At 33.3% G+C, this 19672-nt stretch carries 22 protein-coding genes; 9 read left to right on the top strand and 13 right to left on the bottom strand.

Features of this window, described 5'->3' with window-relative positions; all coding sequences use genetic code 11:
• Nucleotides 1-132 precede the first annotated feature (132 nt).
• The 6 genes from LQ693_RS11890 to LQ693_RS11865 all read right to left on the bottom strand — a co-directional run bounded on the left by LQ693_RS11890 (nucleotide 133) and on the right by LQ693_RS11865 (nucleotide 6197).
• Nucleotides 133-1377 carry a Glu/Leu/Phe/Val family dehydrogenase gene (locus LQ693_RS11890; RefSeq protein WP_025904703.1) on the bottom strand — a complete coding sequence of 415 codons (1245 nt, stop codon included), beginning with the start codon at nucleotides 1375-1377 and terminating at the stop codon, nucleotides 133-135.
• Nucleotides 1378-1485: 108 nt separating this feature from the next.
• Nucleotides 1486-2676: an ornithine--oxo-acid transaminase gene (locus tag LQ693_RS11885; protein ID WP_025904702.1), complete on the bottom strand. Its 1191-nt coding sequence runs from the start codon at nucleotides 2674-2676 to the stop codon at nucleotides 1486-1488.
• A 70-nt stretch (nucleotides 2677-2746) separates the two neighbouring features.
• Nucleotides 2747-4291, bottom strand: a complete 1545-nt coding sequence (pruA, locus tag LQ693_RS11880) for an L-glutamate gamma-semialdehyde dehydrogenase (protein WP_107618338.1) — start codon at nucleotides 4289-4291, stop codon at nucleotides 2747-2749.
• A 244-nt stretch (nucleotides 4292-4535) separates the two neighbouring features.
• Complete coding sequence (gene ygs / locus LQ693_RS11875) at nucleotides 4536-4916, bottom strand: S1 domain-containing post-transcriptional regulator Ygs (RefSeq protein ID WP_025904700.1); 381 nt, start codon at nucleotides 4914-4916, stop codon at nucleotides 4536-4538.
• A 400-nt stretch (nucleotides 4917-5316) separates the two neighbouring features.
• Entirely contained in the window at nucleotides 5317-5520 is a 204-nt protein-coding gene (locus tag LQ693_RS11870; RefSeq protein WP_025904699.1) for a hypothetical protein, read from the bottom strand.
• An 83-nt stretch (nucleotides 5521-5603) separates the two neighbouring features.
• A complete protein-coding gene (locus LQ693_RS11865; RefSeq protein WP_025904698.1) occupies nucleotides 5604-6197 on the bottom strand; it encodes a peptidylprolyl isomerase in 594 nt (197 codons plus the stop codon).
• Between the two features lie 76 nt (nucleotides 6198-6273).
• Between LQ693_RS11865 and kapB the strand changes: the two genes are divergently transcribed.
• The 8 genes from kapB (at nucleotide 6274) to mnhG (ending at nucleotide 12535) form a co-directional block, all read left to right on the top strand.
• Nucleotides 6274-6651, top strand: coding sequence for a sporulation phosphorelay system protein KapB (gene kapB, locus LQ693_RS11860; protein WP_107565324.1), 378 nt, complete (start codon nucleotides 6274-6276; stop codon nucleotides 6649-6651).
• A gap of 151 nt (nucleotides 6652-6802) precedes the next feature.
• On the top strand, nucleotides 6803-9214 hold the full coding sequence (locus LQ693_RS11855) for a Na+/H+ antiporter subunit A (protein ID WP_025904696.1): 2412 nt from the start codon (nucleotides 6803-6805) through the stop codon (nucleotides 9212-9214).
• The gene (locus tag LQ693_RS11850; protein WP_025904695.1) at nucleotides 9195-9623 is read left to right on the top strand and encodes a Na(+)/H(+) antiporter subunit B; all 429 of its coding nucleotides are present in this window, start codon (nucleotides 9195-9197) and stop codon (nucleotides 9621-9623) included. Before LQ693_RS11855 ends, LQ693_RS11850 begins: the two co-directional genes overlap by 20 nt.
• Nucleotides 9623-9964, top strand: a complete 342-nt coding sequence (locus LQ693_RS11845) for a Na(+)/H(+) antiporter subunit C (RefSeq protein ID WP_025904694.1) — start codon at nucleotides 9623-9625, stop codon at nucleotides 9962-9964. Before LQ693_RS11850 ends, LQ693_RS11845 begins: the two co-directional genes overlap by 1 nt.
• Nucleotides 9957-11447 (top strand): Na+/H+ antiporter subunit D, encoded by a 1491-nt coding sequence (locus LQ693_RS11840; protein WP_107618114.1) that lies wholly within the window; start codon nucleotides 9957-9959, stop codon nucleotides 11445-11447. The genes LQ693_RS11845 and LQ693_RS11840 overlap by 8 nt, the downstream gene beginning before the upstream one ends.
• Nucleotides 11447-11929 (top strand): Na+/H+ antiporter subunit E, encoded by a 483-nt coding sequence (locus LQ693_RS11835; protein ID WP_025904692.1) that lies wholly within the window; start codon nucleotides 11447-11449, stop codon nucleotides 11927-11929. The genes LQ693_RS11840 and LQ693_RS11835 overlap by 1 nt, the downstream gene beginning before the upstream one ends.
• Nucleotides 11926-12216, top strand: a complete 291-nt coding sequence (locus LQ693_RS11830; protein ID WP_025904691.1) for a Na(+)/H(+) antiporter subunit F1 — start codon at nucleotides 11926-11928, stop codon at nucleotides 12214-12216. Before LQ693_RS11835 ends, LQ693_RS11830 begins: the two co-directional genes overlap by 4 nt.
• Nucleotides 12194-12535 carry a monovalent cation/H(+) antiporter subunit G gene (gene mnhG / locus LQ693_RS11825; protein WP_025904690.1) on the top strand — a complete coding sequence of 114 codons (342 nt, stop codon included), beginning with the start codon at nucleotides 12194-12196 and terminating at the stop codon, nucleotides 12533-12535. Before LQ693_RS11830 ends, mnhG begins: the two co-directional genes overlap by 23 nt.
• A 42-nt stretch (nucleotides 12536-12577) precedes the next feature.
• On the opposite strand, the gene LQ693_RS11820 is transcribed toward mnhG, so the two are convergent.
• From LQ693_RS11820 to LQ693_RS11790, 7 genes are all read right to left on the bottom strand, one after another.
• Nucleotides 12578-12946, bottom strand: coding sequence for a PaaI family thioesterase (locus LQ693_RS11820; protein WP_107618113.1), 369 nt, complete (start codon nucleotides 12944-12946; stop codon nucleotides 12578-12580).
• Nucleotides 12947-12969: 23 nt separating this feature from the next.
• Nucleotides 12970-14304, bottom strand: a complete 1335-nt coding sequence (locus tag LQ693_RS11815) for a Na+/H+ antiporter family protein (protein ID WP_182579430.1) — start codon at nucleotides 14302-14304, stop codon at nucleotides 12970-12972.
• A gap of 184 nt (nucleotides 14305-14488) precedes the next feature.
• The gene (locus LQ693_RS11810; RefSeq protein ID WP_107596487.1) at nucleotides 14489-15964 is read right to left on the bottom strand and encodes a M17 family metallopeptidase; all 1476 of its coding nucleotides are present in this window, start codon (nucleotides 15962-15964) and stop codon (nucleotides 14489-14491) included.
• 18 nt (nucleotides 15965-15982) lie between these two features.
• A complete protein-coding gene (locus tag LQ693_RS11805) occupies nucleotides 15983-16303 on the bottom strand; it encodes a YuiB family protein (RefSeq protein ID WP_025904686.1) in 321 nt (106 codons plus the stop codon).
• A gap of 65 nt (nucleotides 16304-16368) precedes the next feature.
• Complete coding sequence (locus LQ693_RS11800; protein WP_037588845.1) at nucleotides 16369-17583, bottom strand: NAD(P)/FAD-dependent oxidoreductase; 1215 nt, start codon at nucleotides 17581-17583, stop codon at nucleotides 16369-16371.
• Nucleotides 17584-17736: 153 nt separating this feature from the next.
• Nucleotides 17737-18096, bottom strand: a complete 360-nt coding sequence (locus tag LQ693_RS11795) for a HesB/IscA family protein (RefSeq protein WP_025904684.1) — start codon at nucleotides 18094-18096, stop codon at nucleotides 17737-17739.
• An 11-nt stretch (nucleotides 18097-18107) separates the two neighbouring features.
• A complete protein-coding gene (locus LQ693_RS11790) occupies nucleotides 18108-18344 on the bottom strand; it encodes a YuzB family protein (RefSeq protein ID WP_025904683.1) in 237 nt (78 codons plus the stop codon).
• Nucleotides 18345-18497: 153 nt separating this feature from the next.
• On the opposite strand from LQ693_RS11790, the gene LQ693_RS11785 reads away from it, so the two are divergent.
• On the top strand, nucleotides 18498-19562 hold the full coding sequence (locus LQ693_RS11785; RefSeq protein WP_107618111.1) for an NAD(P)/FAD-dependent oxidoreductase: 1065 nt from the start codon (nucleotides 18498-18500) through the stop codon (nucleotides 19560-19562).
• Nucleotides 19563-19672: the final 110 nt, after the last annotated feature.

Below are 19672 nucleotides of genomic sequence, written 5' to 3'. Positions count from 1 at the left end.
TAGTTTAATCATGATTTTAGTGGAAATTATTAATCTATACAAAAAAACAAACTGAACTTATAAATTTAAGTTCAGTTTGTCCACAGTCTGAAACACACCATTCATAATGGTGTGTTTTTTATTGGTTAAGGCTTATGCCCAACCTCTATATCTAGCCGCTTCAGCTGTACGTTTAATACCTACAATATAAGCTGCTAATCTCATATCTATTTTTCTGTTTTCTGATAAGTTATAAATCGTATCAAAAGCTTTAACTAATTTTTCACGTAGTTTTTCGTTAACTTCTTCTTCAGTCCAGTAATAACCTTGGTTATTTTGTACCCACTCGAAGTATGATACTGTTACGCCACCAGCACTTGCTAGTACGTCTGGTACAAGAAGAACGCCACGCTCACTTAATATTTTAGTTGCTGCCATTGTAGTTGGACCATTAGCTGCTTCTACTACAATTTCAGCTTTAATATCATTAGCATTTTCTTCTGTAATTTGATTTGAAATCGCTGCTGGAACAAGGATATCACAATCAATTTCAAATAATTCTTTATTAGAAATTGTGTCATCAAATAGATTTGTAACTGTTCCGAAGCTATCACGACGATCTAATAAATAATCGATATCTAAACCTTCAGGATCATGAAGTGCACCGTAAGCATCTGAAATACCTACAATTTTAGCGCCTTGATCATATAAGAATTTCGCTAAAAAGCTTCCTGCGTTACCAAATCCTTGAATAACGACTCTTGAACCTTCGATTGTTTTTCCACGTCTCTTAGCTGCTTCTTCAATTGCAATAACAACACCTAATGCAGTAGAACGATCTCTACCTTGAGAACCACCTAAAACAATAGGTTTACCAGTAATAAATCCTGGAGAATTGAATTCATCCATTTGACTATATTCATCCATCATCCAAGCCATAATTTGTGAGTTTGTAAATACGTCTGGTGCTGGAATGTCTTTTGTAGGACCTACTATTTGAGAAATAGCACGAACATATCCACGAGATAATCTTTCTACTTCATGAATACTCATTTGTCTTGGGTCACAGACAATACCACCTTTACCACCACCATATGGTAAATCTACAATTCCACATTTTAACGTCATCCACATAGATAATGCTGTTACTTCTTCGACATCAACATCTGGGTGGAAACGAACCCCACCTTTAGTTGGTCCAACTGCATCATTATGTTGTGCACGATAACCAGTAAATGTCTTAACAGAACCGTCATCCATTCTTACAGGTATACGCACTGTTAATAATCTCATTGGTTCTTTAATTAAATCGTACATTCCCTCGTCAAAACCTAATTTATTAAGGGCTTCACCAATAATTTCTTGTGTCGATGAAACTAAATTTAAATTTTCGCTCATGATCCTCTTCGCCTCTTTTTTAAATACTTTTAATCTCTAAATAATTGTAACATAATTGATTATTTTTAAAAGGTCTTAAACGTTTTTTTGTAAACGTTATCAGATTTTTTATTTAAAAACAGACTTAACTTGATCAAGTGCCCAATCTAAATCTTCTTTTTCGATAATAAGTGGTGGTGCAAAACGAATAACTGTATCGTGTGTTTCTTTACATAACAGACCTAATTCTTTTAATTTTTCACAATATGGTCTTGCATCTTCAGTTAATTCGATACCGATGAATAAACCTTTACCTCTTACTTCTTTGATTGATGGATGATCAATTTTTTGTAATTCTTCTTTGAAATAAGTTCCTAATTCTAAAGAACGTTCAGATAATTTTTCATCAATTAGTACATCTAATGCTGCAACAGATACCGCACATGCTAGAGGGTTACCACCAAAAGTAGAACCATGTGAACCTGGATTAAATACTTCTAGTATTTCTTTATTACCAACGATACATGAAATTGGGAATACGCCTCCGCCTAATGCTTTACCTAAGATATACATATCTGGTTGAACATTATCCCAATCTGTTGCGAATAATTTACCTGTTCTACCAAGACCAGCTTGAATTTCATCTGCAATGAATAATACATTGTTTTCATCACAAACTTCTCTAATTTGTTTTAAATAACCGTCTTCAGGTACATTAATACCCGCTTCACCTTGGATAGGTTCAATTAATACGGCTGCTGTATTTGGTGTAATAGCAGATTTAATTTGTTCGATATCACCGAAATCAACAAGTTTGAATCCACCTAATAATGGACCGTAACCTCTTTGATATTCTTTTTCTGAAGAAAGTGAAACTGCAGCCATTGTACGACCATGGAAGTTACCATTCATCGCAATGATTTCTGCTTTGTTATCTTCTACGCCTTTCACATCATATGCCCAACGTCTTGCAGCTTTAATCGCTGTTTCAACAGCTTCTGCACCTGTGTTCATTGGCAATACCATTTCTTTATTTGCAAGTTTACAAATTTTTTCATACCAAGGACCTAATTGGTCACTGTGGAATGCACGTGAAGTAAGTGTTACACGATCTGCTTGATCTTTTAATGCTTGGATAATTTTCGGATGACGATGACCTTGGTTAACTGCAGAATAAGCAGATAACATATCTAAATAGCGATTGCCCTCTGGATCTTTAACCCAAATACCTTCCGCTTCTGAAATTACAATTGGTAATGGCAAATAGTTCGGCGCACCAAATGTATTTGTTTGTTCAATGATTTCTTGTGACTTTGTCATATTAAATCTCCTCCCATTAAAACAGTAGAGCATGTAAACGCCCTACTGTATTTTTATTATTTCAACAATATTATAACATTTCTGAAGTAGTACGTCCTTGTAAGTGAAGTACTAAGTAGTCTGGTCCACCTGCTTTAGAATCTGTACCTGACATTTTAAAGCCACCAAATGGTTGGTAACCTACAATAGCACCTGTACATCCTCTATTGAAGTATAAGTTACCTACCATAAAGTCTCTACGTGCTTGTTCTAATTTAGAGCGGTTGTTTGTAATAACCCCACCTGTTAAACCGTATTCTGTATCATTTGCAAATTCAATTGCTTGATCAAAATCTTTTGCTTTGCTGAAACCAACAACTGGTCCAAAGATTTCTTCTTGCATTACTCTGTCGTCATGTTTTAAATCAGCAATAACAGTTGGGTTAACGAAATGTCCTTTTTCTTCGTCAGTTGTACCACCTGCTACAATACGGCCTTCTTTTTTACCGATTTCGATATATTTTTTAATTTTGTTTAATGAGTTTTCGTCAATTACTGGACCCATATAATTAGCTTGGTCAGTTGAATCACCGACAGTTAGTTTTTCTGTACGTTCAACTACTTTGTCTAATAATTCATCATAAATATCTTCAACTGCAATGACACGTGAACATGCTGAACATTTTTGACCTGAGAATCCAAATGCTGATTGTACAATTGAATCAGCTGCTAAATCTAAGTCGCCTTCTGAATCAACAATAATTGTATCTTTACCACCCATTTCAGCAATAACGCGTTTAAGGTGTGTTTGGCCTTTTTGAACTTTTGCAGCTCTTTCGTAAATAGAAACACCTACATCACGAGAACCAGTGAATGAAATAAGACTTGTATCTTTATGATCAATTAAATAATCACCGATTTCACTTGATGAACCTGGAATGTAGTTTACCACCCCTTTTGGTAAACCTGCTTCTTCTAAAACTTCCATAAATTTATAAGCGATAACTGGTGTTTTAGATGATGGTTTTAATAACACAGTGTTTCCTGTTACGACTGGTGCTACAGTTGTACCAGCCATAATTGCAAATGCGAAGTTCCATGGTGAAATAACAACACTTACACCAACTGGTAAATAATTATATTTATTATATTCTCCTGGACGACTTTCTACTTTTTTACCGTCTTTTAATTCAAGCATTTGACGTGCATAGTATTCCATAAAGTCGATTGCTTCAGCAGTATCTGCATCTGCTTCTTTCCATGGTTTACCACCTTCTTTAGAAAGTAAAGCTGAGAATTCGTGTTTACGACGTCTCGTAATTGCTGCTGCTCTGAATAAAACGTCAGCACGGACACTTGGATCAGTATCTCTCCATATTTTAAAGGCTTCTTTAGCAGCTTCCATTGCTTTTTCAGCATGTTCTTTGCTTGCTTTAGAAACTAATCCTACTGTTTCTTCAATATTTGAAGGGTTATATGAACGTGTTTTATCTTCTGTAAAAATACGTTCGCCTCCAACAATAATTGGATACTCTTTTCCTAAATATCCTTCAACTGTTTTAAGACCTTCTAAGTAAGCAGCCTTATTCTCCTCTTTCGTAAAATCAGTAAATGGTTCGTGTTTGTACGGAATCATTAAAGTAAACCTCCCTATGTTTATACGGGGTATTAAGAAACCCCTTACATTCCTATAATGACACACTTTTATAGATTACTTCAAGCTATTTTTTTCTGAATTTTTACAATAAAAATAAGTTGTAAATTTACTTCAAATAAATATTCAAAAAGCCGTTTAAATGTTCATTGAATGAAGTGATTTTTCGCATAAAAAAAGCCGGATTATCATGTAAGATATCCGACTTATAAAGACGATAGATCATTTATTCGTCTTCAAAATGTTTATTTGATTGTTTAATCCACTTAGGCAACCTTTCTTCTAAAGGTTGAAACCCGTATTTTTCTGTCTCTCTAATTTCATCTAGAACTGAGCGCTTTTCTTTCTTACGTTCTTGTCTTTTGAAATATTCATTATCTTTAAGTGATAAATTCAACTTGCCATCCGCTTCAACTTTAATTATTTTAGCTTTTACTATCTGGCCAACATTAAGAAATTGATTAAGGTTGTGCACGTAATCATTCATCACTTCAGAAATATGAATGAGACCTTCCACATGATCAGGGGTTTCAACAAAGGCGCCATATGGCTGAATGCCAGTCACTTTTACCTTTACAAACTGACCAACTTTATATTGTTTTCTCACTTTTAGAAAACCCCTTGTACTTGAAGTTATTAACTATTTCATCATAGCATAGTTATTTTTATTAAACCATTAATTTGATATATAATTCTGAAAATATTATGCATAAATATAAATCATCTATAAATTCATGAATTTATAATTAGATTAAAAAATAAGTATTCTATGGAGAAAATAGATTAAAGATTCTTTATGTGTTGGAGGATTTGTATAGGGATATTGTGAGATATGTTGGGCGCTAACGATCTTGTTTCTGTTTCTTGGACGTTAGAATTTCTAACGATCTTGTTTTTGTTTCTTGATCGTTAGCGCCAACCCCTCAGTTCAACATATAAAAAAGAGACTTCGACATACATATGTCTCAGTCTCTTCCTATATATAGTATTCGTTTGGAATGCTTTATTTACTTCTTATTGTTCTTTTTCTCCTCTTGCTCTAAATGATCCATTACTTGTTTTTCAAATGATTTCATTTTTTCTTCGTCTTTTTTAGATTTTTTACGGAACATCATAAATACGATATACGCCAAAATCATAAATAATATCAACGTAGCAACAGCAGGAATATATTCTAATTTATTATCTGGAAAATAAAGAAATTCCATCATAAGCCGACCACTCCCTTAGCAACTAAATTATACCAAAGATTGAGTCGAATGCATTGATTTTTTTATGACAATTGAATGTCGATTTATTTTATAATTTCAATTGTTTCAATTACTACGTCTTCAACTGGTTTATCGTTAGCGCCAACTTTAACATTTGCGATTTCTTCAAGAACTGATTCACCTTCAACGATTTGACCAAATACTGAGTGTTTTTGGTCTAACCAAGGTGTACCACCTTTTTCTGCATAGCGATCAACGATTTCTTCTGGCCAACCACCATCTTTAAGTTGAGATAACATATTTGCTGGTACTTCTTTCATTTGTACAATGAAAAATTGAGAACCGTTTGTGTTTGGTCCAGCATTAGCCATAGATAACGCACCGTATAAGTTAAATGCTTGTAATGAGAATTCATCTTCAAAAGCACTTCCATAAATACTTTCTCCACCCATACCTGTACCAGTTGGGTCTCCACCTTGAACCATGAAGTCATTGATAACTCTATGGAAAATGATGCCATCATAGTATTTTTTCTCAGCTAAACCGATGAAGTTTTCAACAGTTTTAGGTGCTAATTCAGGAAATAGTTTGAATGTCATGTTTCCTTTAGTTGTTTTAATTTCTACAACTCTTTCACCTTCTAATATTTCAGTTGTTAATTGAGGATAGTTTGTCATTTAATATTCTCCATTCATGTTAAAATAATTACAATAGTGATATCATAACATAATTTTTTAGAAAGGGGATATCAACATGTATTATCAATTTCCACACAAAACAGGTCAATATGTCGTAGAAGTAGTTGAAGAAAAAGGAGATCAGTTTCTTGTTAAAGTATTAGCTGTTCTCAAACATCCTAGACAAGGAGATCTACATAGTCCAAATGAAGTTGAAAATGTCTTTTTCCACGAAAGAAAAGCTTTAAGCCAATTCGAAAAAAGATATACAACTGCACAGTTTTTAAAAGAATATCCACACGATGTTCCGAATTATATTGATTCATTAAAATCATCATTAGCTGAACTTGAAGAAAAAATGATTAAAAGAAATAACGCTTATAGTGAACAAGCTTTGAAGTGTATTGAACAATTAAAAATAGATTATTCACGTCAATACAAGGCGAATTTTTAGCAAAACTAAAAAAATTTAATAAATTTTTAACGTGTTTCTTCATATTTAAAAATAGCCTAAAAATTCTGAAATATTGACTTGATAGTATTTTCAAGCATTAACTTTATTGTGTATAATAATATTTATAAGATTTTTGGAAGGAGGTTATTAAATGAGTTTGATGCATATTATGATTTTGTTACCTTTAATTTTTGCAATCATAATACCAATTTTATACAGATTTTATAAAGGTATACATCTAGGATGGTTTGTACTACCTATTCCGATTATTATATTTAGTTATTTTATGTCATACATAAATGTTCCGGATTCGGAAAAGCCATTCATTGTAATATGGGATTTCATGCCTAGATTAGGTATGAACTTCTCCGTTCATTTAGACGGACTAAGTTTATTATTCGCATCATTAATTACAGGGATTGGTGCGCTCGTTGTATTATATTCCATTACATATTTAAGTAAAAATGAATCACTCGGTAATTTTTATTGTTATTTACTTATGTTCATGGGGGCTATGTTAGGTGTTGTATTATCAGATAATCTATTAATGCTTTACCTATTCTGGGAATTAACATCTATTTCAAGTTTCTTACTTATTGCTTATTGGCGCCATAAACAATCTTCAATATATGGCGCACAAAAGTCATTATTAATTACAGTGTTCGGTGGCTTAATGTTACTAGGTGGATTTATTTGTATCGCAATTGCAGGTAATTCATGGAGCATTACTTCTTTAGTACAAAATGCCGCTGAAATTCAAAGTTCACCTTACTTTATTTTTGCAATGATTTTAATTTTAATTGGTGCTATGACTAAATCTGCACAATTTCCATTTCATATTTGGTTACCAGATGCAATGGAAGCACCTACACCAGTCAGTGCGTATTTGCACTCAGCAACAATGGTTAAGGCAGGTATATATTTAGTTGCTCGTACAACACCAATTTTTGCAGCAAGTGCTGGATTTGTTTGGGCGGTAACTGCTGTCGGATTAATCACATTGTTCTGGGCATCATTTAACGCTGTTAAACAACAAGATTTAAAAGGTATTTTAGCATTCTCAACAGTTTCACAGCTCGGTATGATCATGTCCATGCTTGGAATCGGTGCTGTCAGTTATCATTATTCTGGTGAAGAAAGTCAGTTATTCTTAGCTAGTATTATCGCTGCAGTATTCCATTTAATTAACCACGCAACATTTAAAGGTGCGTTATTCATGATTACGGGAACAATCGATCATGAAGTTGGTACACGAGACATTAAGAAATTAGGCGGTTTAATGACCATCATGCCAATTTCTTGTACGTTCACAATTATTACTGCTTTAAGTATGGCAGGTGTTCCACCATTTAATGGTTTCTTATCTAAAGAAATGTTCTTAACTGCAATGTTTGATAGTCATCAAGCTGATGTATTTGGCTTATCAACACTTGGTTACTTACTACCTATCGTTGCGATTGTTGGTAGTATCTTTACGTTTGTATATTCATTTAAATATGTACATGAAATATTCTTTGGAGATTACAAACCTGAAGCATTACCTAAGAAACCACACGAAGCGCCATTACTTATGTTATTGCCGACAGGTATTTTGACATTCTTAGTTGTGTTATTTGGTTTATTCCCAAATATATTAAGCAATAGTATTATTGCACCAGCAGTAAGAGCAATTGCACCATTTGCTGACGCGCCTGATGTTCATATATCTCATTGGCACGGTATAACGCCTGCTTTAATAGGTACGTTAATCGTATTTATTATTGGCTTTATATTATTTAAATCAGTAGAAAAATGGTTCAATATTTACAGTATTCAACCTGAATACTTAACGTTTAATTATTATTACGACAGAGGTATTCAATTAAGTTCTTATATCTCAAACAAAATCACGCAAAGCTATATGACTGGATTTATCAGATCATACTTAATGTATATTTTCGCATTCTTTATCATTATGACTGCACTTACGTTATTTACACATCCTGTAAGTGTTGCATTCGATAATATAAGCGAAATTAGACCATATGAAGTCATTTTAATGGGCTTAATTTTAGTGAGTACATTCTGTATCGTATTAGCTAAATCAAGACTATTTAGCATCATTATGTTAGCTGCAGTTGGTTATTCAGTTGCTTTATTCTTTGTATTCTTCGGTGCACCAGACTTAGCACTGACACAATTATCAATTGAAACAATTTCAACTGCTCTATTCTTACTATGTTTCTACCATTTACCTAAAATGAGTAGACATGATGAAAATAGAAACTTTAAAATCGGTAACTTAATTATTTCGATTTGTGTCGGTATTGGTGTTATCACAATCGGATTAATTTCATATGGAAATAGACATTTTGATTCTATTTCTCAATATTATATAGATAATGTATACGATCTAGCCGCTGGGAAAAACATGGTAAACGTTATTCTTGTAGACTTCCGTGGATTCGATACATTATTCGAGTCAGCTGTTTTAGGTATTGCTGGCTTAGGTATTTACACATTAGTTAAATTAAGAGACAAAGGTAAAGATGGAGGTGAAGAACATGAAGAAACAATCGAATGATGTATTCTTTCAGTTTAATGCCATTATCATTTTCCTAATTATTATGATGTATGCTGTTTCTATTTTCTTTGGTGGACACTATACACCAGGTGGCGGTTTCGTAGGTGGATTATTACTTTCATCTGCAGTCATTATTATCGGTATAGCATTTGACACTAAAACATTAAAGAAAATGTTCCCATTTGACTTTAAATTAGTAACAGCAACTGGTTTGTTCTTCTGTGTTCTAACACCAATTTTAAGTTGGACATACAACAAAACATTTTTCACACATAAATTTGGAGAATTCCATCTTCCTATCTTTGGTGAAGTTCATTGGCATACAGCAATGCTATTTGATTTAGGTGTATTACTAGCTGTTGTGGGTACTGCCATTACTATCATATTAGCGATTGGAGAGAATGAATAATGGAAATATTAATGATTTTCGTTGCAGGTATTATTATATCCGTATCAGTGTACCTAGTTCTCTCTAAAAGTTTAATTAGGATAATTATTGGTACTACATTACTATCCCATGGCGTACATTTAATGTTACTGACAATGGGTGGATTGAAAAAAGGTGCCTTACCAATTGAAGAAGAAGGTATTAAGAACTATGTTGACCCATTACCACAAGCATTGATCTTAACTGCCATCGTAATAGCTTTCGCTGTTACAGCATTCTTCTTAGTATTAGCTTTTAGAAGTTATAAAGAATTAGGAACTGATAATTTAGAAGAGATGAAGGAGGTACCGAAAGATGAGTAATTTGATTATTGTACCTCTTGTCATTACATTTTTAACTGCGGTCATGTTAATTTTTGTCGGTCATAGACCTTATGTTAAACGTAAAGTAGTATTAACAGGTTTCTCGTTAGCATTTTTAGTGAGTTTATACAACCTCTACCACATATATATGAATGGAACACAAACTTTAAATTTAGGTAGCTGGCCAGTTCCATACAGCATTGTTATATACGTGGATATGTTAAGTGCATTACTCGTAACTGTAAGTTTACTGATTACGCTTATCGTACTCATATACTCTCACCAATCAATTGGACTCCATCGTGAAAGATATTTTTATTACTTTGGTGTTTCAATGATGGTGACAGGTGTTAACGGCGCATTTATGACTGGTGACTTATTTAACTTATTCGTATTTTTCGAAGTATTTTTAATGTCATCATATTTATTACTTGTTATTGGTGGTACTAAAATCCAACTACAAGAAAGTATTAAATATATACTCGTTAATGTATTAACATCTGCATTCTTTGTATTAGGTGTCGGTATGCTTTACTCAATTACTGGTACATTAAACATGGGAGATCTACATGTTAAATTCGCTGAACTTTCAGGAACAGATTTAAATATCGTTGTGATTACATTTATTATGTTTCTATTTGTATTTGCAACTAAAGCAGGTATGTTTCCACTGTATTTCTGGTTACCTGGCGCTTATTATGCACCACCAATTCCAATTATCGCGCTATTCGGTGCTTTATTAACTAAAGTCGGTGCATATGCAATTATGCGTACATTTAGCTTATTCTATTCAACAAATAGTGAATTTATTACGCAAACATTAATTGTTCTAGCAATTTTAACAATTATCATGGGTTGTATCGGTGCTATCGCTTATTACGATGTTAAAAAGATTATTATCTATAACATTATGATTGCGATTGGCGTTATCTTAATCGGTGCTGCTATGATGGATAAAAATGGCATAATGGGAAGTATATACTACTTGTTACATGACATGATTATCAAAGCTGCTTTATTCTTATTAATTGGTGTCATCATTAAAATAACTGGTACACCTGATTTAAGAAGGTTCAGTGGATTAATCAATCACTATCCAGTTCTTGGTTGGATATACTTTATAGCTGCCCTTTCGTTAGCTGGTATACCTCCATTAAGTGGATTCTATGGTAAATATATCATCGTAATGTCTACATTTGAAAATGGTTATTACATAAGTGGTATTATCGTTCTTTTATCAAGTTTATGTGTACTCTATTCTGTAATGCGCATTTTCTTAATGGCATTTTGGGGTGAAGAAAAAGGTTATGTTTATAATCCTAAACTACCAATTAATAAATTAATGATTGCATCAGTTGCCATTACAATTGTAGCCATTCTATTTGGTCTTGGTGCAGACTACTTATATCCATTAGTGGAAAAAGCTGCATTACCATTCTATAACCCAGAGACTTATGTTAATGCGTTAGGAGGCGATTATTAATGGCGATACAAGTACTTATAAATGTTCTTTTAGCTGCATTATGGATGATGCTTTCAGATACTTATACATTTGGTGCATTTGTATTTGGTTATCTATTTGGTATATTGTTCGTCTTAGTAGCCTTACCGCTTCTTCCAGGCAAACATTTATACTTACGTCCTGTTTGGAAATCACTAATTTTGGCAGTTATATTCATGAAAGAATTAATTTTAGCGAATATAGATGTTATTCGAATAGTCATACAAAAAGAAATCCATAATAAGCCGGCATTTTTCGCTTACCCTACAGATTTAGATAAAGATTGGGAAATCAGTTTATTATCACAATTAATCACTTTAACACCAGGTACAATCGTCGTAGCAATTTCAGATGACAAAAAAACACTCTATATTCATTCAATTGATTTTTCAGATATCGATTCTGAAGTGAGTGCGATTAAAGATTCATTTGAAAAAGCTATCAAGGAGGTGAGCATACGATGACAAATATTTTCGTTATAATTGCGATTATCATCGTTGCACTCTCTATGATTGGTATGCTGATTCGTGTTATTATTGGCCCTACTCTTGCTGATAGAGTCATTGCACTCGATGCATTGGGTATTACATTAATGGCCATCATAGCTTTATTCTCAGTATTAACTAATACTAGATATTTATTCGTTATACTATTATTAATAGGTATATTAGCATTCTTAGGTACTGCAGCATTTGCGAAATTTATGGATAAAGGAGAGATCATTGAAAATGATAGAAACGATTCTTATTAGTATCTCAATTTTTATGATGGTCATTGGAGCTTGCTTTAGCTTTTTCGCAGCGTTAGGTATTCTAAGATTACCAGATGTCTTTTCTCGCGCACACGCCTCAGGAAAAGCTTCTACGTTAGGAGTTATGCTTATCTTGTTAGGTGTATTGATATACTTTATCGCAAAAGAAGGACATTTCAATGTTCAACTTCTACTAGGTATTATCTTTATATTCATAACAGGACCTTTAGCAGGCCACTTAGTTTCAAGAAGTGCTTACTATATGGGCGTTAGACCTAGTGAAAGAACAATACGTGATGATTTAAAAGATGCAAAATAAATAATAAGAGCATGGGACAGTTAGTCCCATGCTCTTATTTGTTTATCTTTTCTTTTTGATAGCAATTGTTGCGCGTATAACGGATATGAGTTCGTCTTTTTCGTTCGTAACTTTGACGTCCCATACTTGAGTTGTACTTCCGATATGAAGAGCTTGACCTATTGCACGTACAGTACCAGATCTAGTTGATTTTATATGGTTTGCGTTGATTTCTAATCCTAATGGTATTTCATCTTCACTTGAAGCGTAATGTGCTCCCATAGATGCTGCTGTTTCAGCTAATGCTATTGTTGCACCGCCATGTAAGAATCCAAATGGTTGTTTAACTTTATCCGTAACTGGCATCGTCATTTCGATATAACCATGTTTTGATTCGATTGTTTCTATTCCAAAGTTCTCTATTAAATCCATATGATTAATCCCCCTTAATCATACTATAATACCATTGCTGCAATAAATCCAAAAATAATTAGCGGGATATTATATATTAAGAAGTTCGGTATACACGTATCTCTAATATGATCGTGTTCACCATCAACATTTAAACCAGCTGTTGGTCCTAAAGTTGAATCACTTGCAGGGCTTCCTGAATCACCTAACGCACCTGCTGTTCCGATAACAGCTATTAATGCCATTGTGCTAAGTCCAATTTCTTGTCCAAAAGGAATAAATAAACTAGCAATAATCGGGATTGTCGCGAATGATGATCCTATACCTAGCGTAACAATGAGACCAATAACGTACATCATAATAATACTGAATGCTTTATTATCTCCTGTAATTGTAGCTAATCCTTTAACAAGTGAACTCACTTCGTTTGTAGCACTCATTACACCTGCAAATCCGTTTGCTGTTAAAATTACAACACCAATGTATGCCATGATTTGAATACCTTCAACTAATTTAGCATCTAAATCTCTCCAGTTATATAACCCTGAGAAGAAGAATATTAAGATCCCTGCTAATGCACCAAAAATCATAGATTCCGTTAATGTTTGAACAACGAATGTTCCTAAAATCGCTAATCCAGTCACAATTAAAGGATATGGCTTTAATGTTTTCATTTCTTCGTCTTCTTCTACTTTAATTGTTTTATATGTTCTAGGTTTCCAGTACATAATAATCGCAACGATTAATCCGAATACATAACCCATTGAAGGAATTAACATCGCTTTCCAAATACTATTGAATTCTATATCTACGTTTGCTTTTCCAAATGCATCAAAGATAATAGATTGGAATATGTGACCATAACCGTAAGGGAATAAAATGTATGGGAAACATAGTCCGAATCCAATAACTGTAGCAATTAATCTTCTATCCATTTGTAGTTCATTAAATAAGCTTAATAATGGTGGTATAAGAATAGGTATAAATGCGATATGGACAGGTATAATATTTTGACTGAGTACTGATATGACAAGTAATACAGCTACTAATAATATTTTTATTTTTACTCTACTTTTCTGTGAATTTTCTTTTTTCATTGATGTAATGATTTTTCCTACAATGTAGTCAGTTATACCACTATATGAAATCAGTGCTGCAAATCCTCCTAATAATGCATAAGATAATGCAACTTCTGAACCATCAACGATTGTTTTACCAAATGTGGAAATGACTTTATCAACAGACATTCCACTTAATAAACCACCTGTTAATGCACCTATGAATATACTTAGTACAACATTTAAACGCATTAAACAAAGTATAATCATCACAATAACAGCTACTAATACTGCATTTATTTCCAAAAAGACCCTCTCCATTCTTTAGTTCTCTACCACGATAAAGTGAAATAATGAACTTATCATATCAGTTGAGAAATAGCATGTCAACATTTCAAGAATTAGTCCGAATATTCTGAATCAAATTTCGTCATAATTAAAGCGGGATCTAAACCTAGCTTTCTACATAGATTTTTTATCCCGCTTTATATGTGATTGACTGATTTTATTTATTTTTTAAGAAATGTAGTACTGTTGGTATCATAGCACCTGTCGCACCCTTTGGTCCTTTGAATGAATCCTTTTCTGTTTCCCCTGAACCTGCAATATCAAAGTGTAAGTGAGGTATTTCATCACTAAAATGCGTTACAAATGCTGCTGCAAATAATGCTTTACCGTTTTTATTTAAAATACAGTTAGTTAAATCTGCAACTTCTGAAGATTTAATATCTTGTTTCTCTTCATCTGTTATCGGTAATTCAAAACTTACTTCATTTGAATATTTCGCAGCTTGTTTCACATCATCAATGTATTGATCAGCATCGCTTGAGAATATCCCCGTTTTCCCTAAACCTAATGCTGCAACAACAGCTCCTGTTAATGTCGCAAAGTTCATAATAAGCTCTGGCTTATATTGTTTAACGAATGAAACAGCATCACCTAATACTAATCTTCCTTCAGCATCCGTATTTGTTATTTCAACTGTTTCTCCACTTAATGCTGTATATACATCATCTGGTTTCATTGCATTGCTTGAAATCATATTTTCAGCTAATGGTAATACTGCCACCACATGAATTGGTAATTGTAATTGATTAATAGCATGCATCATACCTACTACGTTACTTGCACCACTCATGTCATATTTCATCGTTGGCATACCTGTTTTAGATTTAATTTGGTAACCACCTGAATCATATGTCACACCTTTACCTACAAGTGCGATTGGATCTTGAGTTGAACCTTTATATTCAAGCACGACTAAACGTGGTGGGTTTATAGATCCTTTACCAACTGCATCTAATAAACCAATACCTTCTTCTCTAATTTCATCTTCATTTTTAATCGTTACTTTTACTTGTGAATCTTTAAAGTGCTGTTCAATTTGGTTTGCGAAATAATCTGGCGTTAAAATATTAGGAGGTGTTTGCGAATATGTTCTCGCTAAATTAACACTTTCTCCTAAAATTTCACCTTGATTAATAAATGTCGTAACATCTTCAGTTGTCGTTGTAACATAGTTAATGACTGTATCAACATTTGCTGATTTATTTGATTTATACGTATCAAATACAAATGTAGCTTGTGTGAATAACCAACCAAAACGATAAGCACGTTCTTGATGAGATACATTTTGTGATACAAACGTATCATCTAACAAATGGACTTCTTCAATTCTATTACTTTGTAAATATCTGCTTAAGTTTCCATACACAACTTGATAGTCATTTTCTTTAATTTCTTTTAAATTACTTAACCCTACAGCAATTAGTTTAACGACTTGTCCATTTACGATAATCGCTGTACTAGTGATTTTACCAAGTTCGCTACTAATAATTTGTTGTTTTTTTAAATTTTCAAGTTGTCCGCCTAAAATTTGATCAATTTCATCAAAACTGTGCATTTGATTTAAATGACTTGGACAACCGATTACAATCGGATGTTCATTATTAGAATATGATTCTTTAATTTTTATATTCATCATTAATATCCCCTTTTGTTAAAACATTGAATAACCGCTTCTTCGTAAATTCCTTATAACAAATCCTGCGACAATCGCGCCAATCCATCCTGAACCAAGCATTAATATATCCGCAGTATGTATATGTGTTAAACCTGTAATAAGTTTTGAAAATGCAGTTGCTGGATCTGTAAAGTACATAGCTGTGGAAATTTTATCTACAATTGCAAAAATAACAAATGGATAAAGTACGACCATTAACCAAGTACCTTTTAATAGCATATTTAATATAAAAGCGATTCCAAAAAACAGAACAAAAAATAATGCCATTGATATGATAACTTGCGGTAAAGATATCATAGCTAACCTCCTTTAAAAAAAGAGACCCGCCTAATAGCAGGTCTCTACACTTAATAATGAATCAATTAGAATTTACCTTTTTTATAGGCTAATCCGATACCACCAATTTTGAAAATTGCACGAGTATCGATAACTTTTTTCATGAATGCTGCTTTTTTACCAGTAATTTCACGACCCATAACAACACCAACACCATCATGGCTACCTAATGAGCATACAGTACCTTTGTCATCGTATACGAATGGTTCTGTTTTCTCACCATTGAAGATGTTTTTGATGTTTTTAGCAAGGTGTTCACCTTGTTGCATAGCGATTTGTGCTGTTGTTGGAAGTGGACGTTTGTTGTCTCCTTCACCAGCCATAACAGCTGAACAGTCACCAATTACGAAGATATCATCATAGTTGTCGATTGATAAATCATCTTTAACTACGATACGACCACGTTTAACGCCGTCAAATGATTCTTCCATTAATTTGCTACCTCTAACACCTGCAGCCCAAATAGCTGTGTTAGCTTCTAAAGTTTGTTCTTCGTCGTTAACTTTAACTACGAAACCTTTTTCATTACAAGCAACGATTGGAGTAGAAATTTTGAATTCAACACCACGATCTTCTAAATATTTAACAACGTAGTTCACTAAGTTTTCTGAGAACATAGGTAACATTTTTGGAGCAGCTTCAACACAAGTGATTTTAACTTTAGATTGATCTACACCGTATTTTTTACATAATTCAGGAATGCGTTCTGTTAATTCACCTAATAATTCAACACCAGTGAATCCAGCGCCACCAACTAAGATTGCTAAGTCATTTTCATCTTTTTCTTTAGATGCAGCATAATTAGCAAATTTATCTTCGATGTGTTTAGCAATACGACGAGAAGTGTTAATGTTTTCGATTTGTAAAGCATGTTCTTTCATACCTTCAATACCGAATGTTTCACTTTCAAATCCTAATGCAACAACAAGAATATCATATTCGAATACACCGTTAGATGTTTCAACTGTTTTAGCATCTTTGTTGATTTTTGTTACTTCTGCTTTAACGAAGTTTACTTTATTTCTGTCGATTACATTTGTAATTGGGTATAAAGCATCCTCATAGTTTAAAGTACCAGCAGAAGCTTCGTGTAACCATGTAGCTTCGTAGTGATAATCGTTTTTGTTGATTAATGTAACATCAACGTCTTGGTTTGAAACTAATTTTTGCAATTTAGTTACTGTTTGTAAGCCAGCGTAACCTGCCCCTAATACTAGAACTTTTTTACGTTCAAATCCCATTATTTTCACCTATACTTTCTAAATTTTGTTTGACACTTATAGGAAAGTTGTGTCACTTTGTGTTTTTCCTCACAAATAAAGATAATACTATTTACATACAAGTTTTATTGTATATTTTTATAAAGATAAATTCAAGTGTGACATATCAATTCCTTAGCATTGTTCTGGTGTACCAGAAACATCTCTTGTCTTAAATGAGCTTCCGCAACCACAAGCTGCAATCGCATTAGGGTTGTCAATCGCAAATCCGCCACCCATTAAAGATGTCTTAAAGTCAATTGTTGTACCATTTAAAATTGGTGCATCATTCTTATCTACTAACACTTTCACACCATAAAACTCTAGAACTTCATCATTCTCTGCTGGTTCTTCTTCTGCTGACATCCCGTAAGAAAGTCCCGTACAACCGCCACCTTTAACAGATACTTTCAAATAACCATTTGGCATATCGTTATTTTTCATCATATCTTTAACTTCATAAGCTGCTGCTTCAGTTAATATAACAGTTGACATATTTATTCCTCCTAAAAAATCCAATTTTCTTCTATATGACTATATATATTTTCAAGTAATTCTTCTGGTGTTTCTCCCTTGACCATATCTCCATTGACTAATGCATATAACCCTCTTGCACATGGTCCACAATTTTGTAGACAACCGTATTCCAATACATCTACTTCTGGATCATTGTCGAGCTTGTTAAACACTACATCAGCACCTTTGGCCAAGTTTGAAATACAAAATTCGACAATTGGGTTCAATGTGTTCACCTACTCACTTTTTATTCATTAAACTATTTTAACATTCATTGTAGTTTATGCCAAAAACGATTATACTAAAAGTATACTTATATATTATAAAATATATACATACAAATTTGTAGAAATTTGATTTATGGACAAAGGAGAATAACGATGAAAAGCTTAGTATTATTAGGGGGCGGATACGGTAATATGCGCTTAATGAAAGAAATACTTCCAAGCACATTACCTTCCGATTATTCAATTACGCTGATTGATCGTATGCCATTTCACGGTTTAAAAACAGAATTCTACGCATTAGCAGCAGGCACAAAACCAGATAAAGATATTCGAGTTCAATTTCCAAAAGATAAAAAAATTAATACAGTATATGGGGAAATTACTGATATTGATTTAGACAATCAAATTGTTTCAGTTGGAGATACACGAGTTGATTATGATGAACTTGTAATAGGTTTAGGTTGTGAAGACAAATACCACAACGTACCTGGCGCAAAAGAATATACTTATAGTATTCAAACTGTACAAAACGCACGCAAAACATACCAAGCAATATGTGACTTACCAAGCGATGCAACTGTAGGTATCGTTGGTGCAGGGTTAAGCGGTATAGAACTTGCAAGTGAATTACGTGAAAGTCGACAAGATATCAAAATCAAACTTTTCGATAGAGGTGCACGAATCTTACCTGCATTCCCAGAAAAGTTAAGTAAATACGTAAAAAAATGGTTTGATAAACATAATGTAGAAGTTGTACCAAATTCAAATATCACTAAAGTTGAACCAGGACAACTTTATAACAATGAAGATATTCATAACGTTGATTTAGTCGTATGGACTGCCGGTATACAACCAGTTGAAATCGTTAGAAATCTTCCAGTTGATACTAATGACGGTAGAAGGGTTATCGTAAATCAATATCATCAAATTCCAACATATCCAAATGTATATATTGTAGGCGATTGTGCAGCATTACCACATGCACCAAGCGCATATTTAGCAGAAATACAAGCTGATCAAATCGCTGAAGTCATGAAATTACAATGGGCAAACAAACCACTACCTGAAAAGATGACAGAATTGAAACCACAAGGATTTGTAGGTTCACTTGGTGAAAAACAAGGGTTCGCATATTTAATGGAACAAACTGTAACAGGTCGTTTAGCAAGAGTCATTAAATCAGGCGTCTTATGGTTATATAAATATCATAACGGATAAGAAAAAAGTAGCAGATTACGGCACTGCACCCTTACTAAGGGAGCTCAATAAAAACACTATTTTCTAGGCTGCTAATTCCCTATATTCTATAGGGGATAAGTAGCCTAGTT

Origin of the sequence: Mammaliicoccus sp. B-M6, from assembly GCF_022386965.1 — a bacterium.
GTDB lineage: Bacteria > Bacillota > Bacilli > Staphylococcales > Staphylococcaceae > Mammaliicoccus > Mammaliicoccus sciuri_A.
The sequence above is the reverse complement of the archived record's forward strand: the minus strand, read 5'-3'. Positions and strand labels throughout refer to the sequence as shown.

What these genes read in the sequence shown, in the direction of transcription:
- LQ693_RS11815 (WP_182579430.1), bottom strand. Translation starts at nt 14,304, where the DNA reads ATGGAGAGGGTCTTTTTGGAAATAAATGCAGTATTAGTAGCTGTTATT.
- LQ693_RS11890 (WP_025904703.1), bottom strand. Translation starts at nt 1,377, where the DNA reads ATGAGCGAAAATTTAAATTTAGTTTCATCGACACAAGAAATTATTGGT.
- LQ693_RS11785 (WP_107618111.1), top strand. Translation starts at nt 18,498, where the DNA reads ATGAAAAGCTTAGTATTATTAGGGGGCGGATACGGTAATATGCGCTTA.
- LQ693_RS11835 (WP_025904692.1), top strand. Translation starts at nt 11,447, where the DNA reads ATGGCGATACAAGTACTTATAAATGTTCTTTTAGCTGCATTATGGATG.
- kapB (WP_107565324.1), top strand. Translation starts at nt 6,274, where the DNA reads ATGTATTATCAATTTCCACACAAAACAGGTCAATATGTCGTAGAAGTA.
- LQ693_RS11865 (WP_025904698.1), bottom strand. Translation starts at nt 6,197, where the DNA reads ATGACAAACTATCCTCAATTAACAACTGAAATATTAGAAGGTGAAAGA.
- LQ693_RS11805 (WP_025904686.1), bottom strand. Translation starts at nt 16,303, where the DNA reads ATGATATCTTTACCGCAAGTTATCATATCAATGGCATTATTTTTTGTT.
- LQ693_RS11800 (WP_037588845.1), bottom strand. Translation starts at nt 17,583, where the DNA reads ATGGGATTTGAACGTAAAAAAGTTCTAGTATTAGGGGCAGGTTACGCT.
- LQ693_RS11830 (WP_025904691.1), top strand. Translation starts at nt 11,926, where the DNA reads ATGACAAATATTTTCGTTATAATTGCGATTATCATCGTTGCACTCTCT.
- mnhG (WP_025904690.1), top strand. Translation starts at nt 12,194, where the DNA reads ATGATAGAAACGATTCTTATTAGTATCTCAATTTTTATGATGGTCATT.
- LQ693_RS11840 (WP_107618114.1), top strand. Translation starts at nt 9,957, where the DNA reads ATGAGTAATTTGATTATTGTACCTCTTGTCATTACATTTTTAACTGCG.
- LQ693_RS11870 (WP_025904699.1), bottom strand. Translation starts at nt 5,520, where the DNA reads ATGATGGAATTTCTTTATTTTCCAGATAATAAATTAGAATATATTCCT.
- LQ693_RS11855 (WP_025904696.1), top strand. Translation starts at nt 6,803, where the DNA reads ATGAGTTTGATGCATATTATGATTTTGTTACCTTTAATTTTTGCAATC.
- LQ693_RS11885 (WP_025904702.1), bottom strand. Translation starts at nt 2,676, where the DNA reads ATGACAAAGTCACAAGAAATCATTGAACAAACAAATACATTTGGTGCG.
- LQ693_RS11850 (WP_025904695.1), top strand. Translation starts at nt 9,195, where the DNA reads ATGAAGAAACAATCGAATGATGTATTCTTTCAGTTTAATGCCATTATC.
- LQ693_RS11810 (WP_107596487.1), bottom strand. Translation starts at nt 15,964, where the DNA reads ATGAATATAAAAATTAAAGAATCATATTCTAATAATGAACATCCGATT.
- LQ693_RS11795 (WP_025904684.1), bottom strand. Translation starts at nt 18,096, where the DNA reads ATGTCAACTGTTATATTAACTGAAGCAGCAGCTTATGAAGTTAAAGAT.
- LQ693_RS11820 (WP_107618113.1), bottom strand. Translation starts at nt 12,946, where the DNA reads ATGGATTTAATAGAGAACTTTGGAATAGAAACAATCGAATCAAAACAT.
- LQ693_RS11845 (WP_025904694.1), top strand. Translation starts at nt 9,623, where the DNA reads ATGGAAATATTAATGATTTTCGTTGCAGGTATTATTATATCCGTATCA.
- pruA (WP_107618338.1), bottom strand. Translation starts at nt 4,291, where the DNA reads ATGATTCCGTACAAACACGAACCATTTACTGATTTTACGAAAGAGGAG.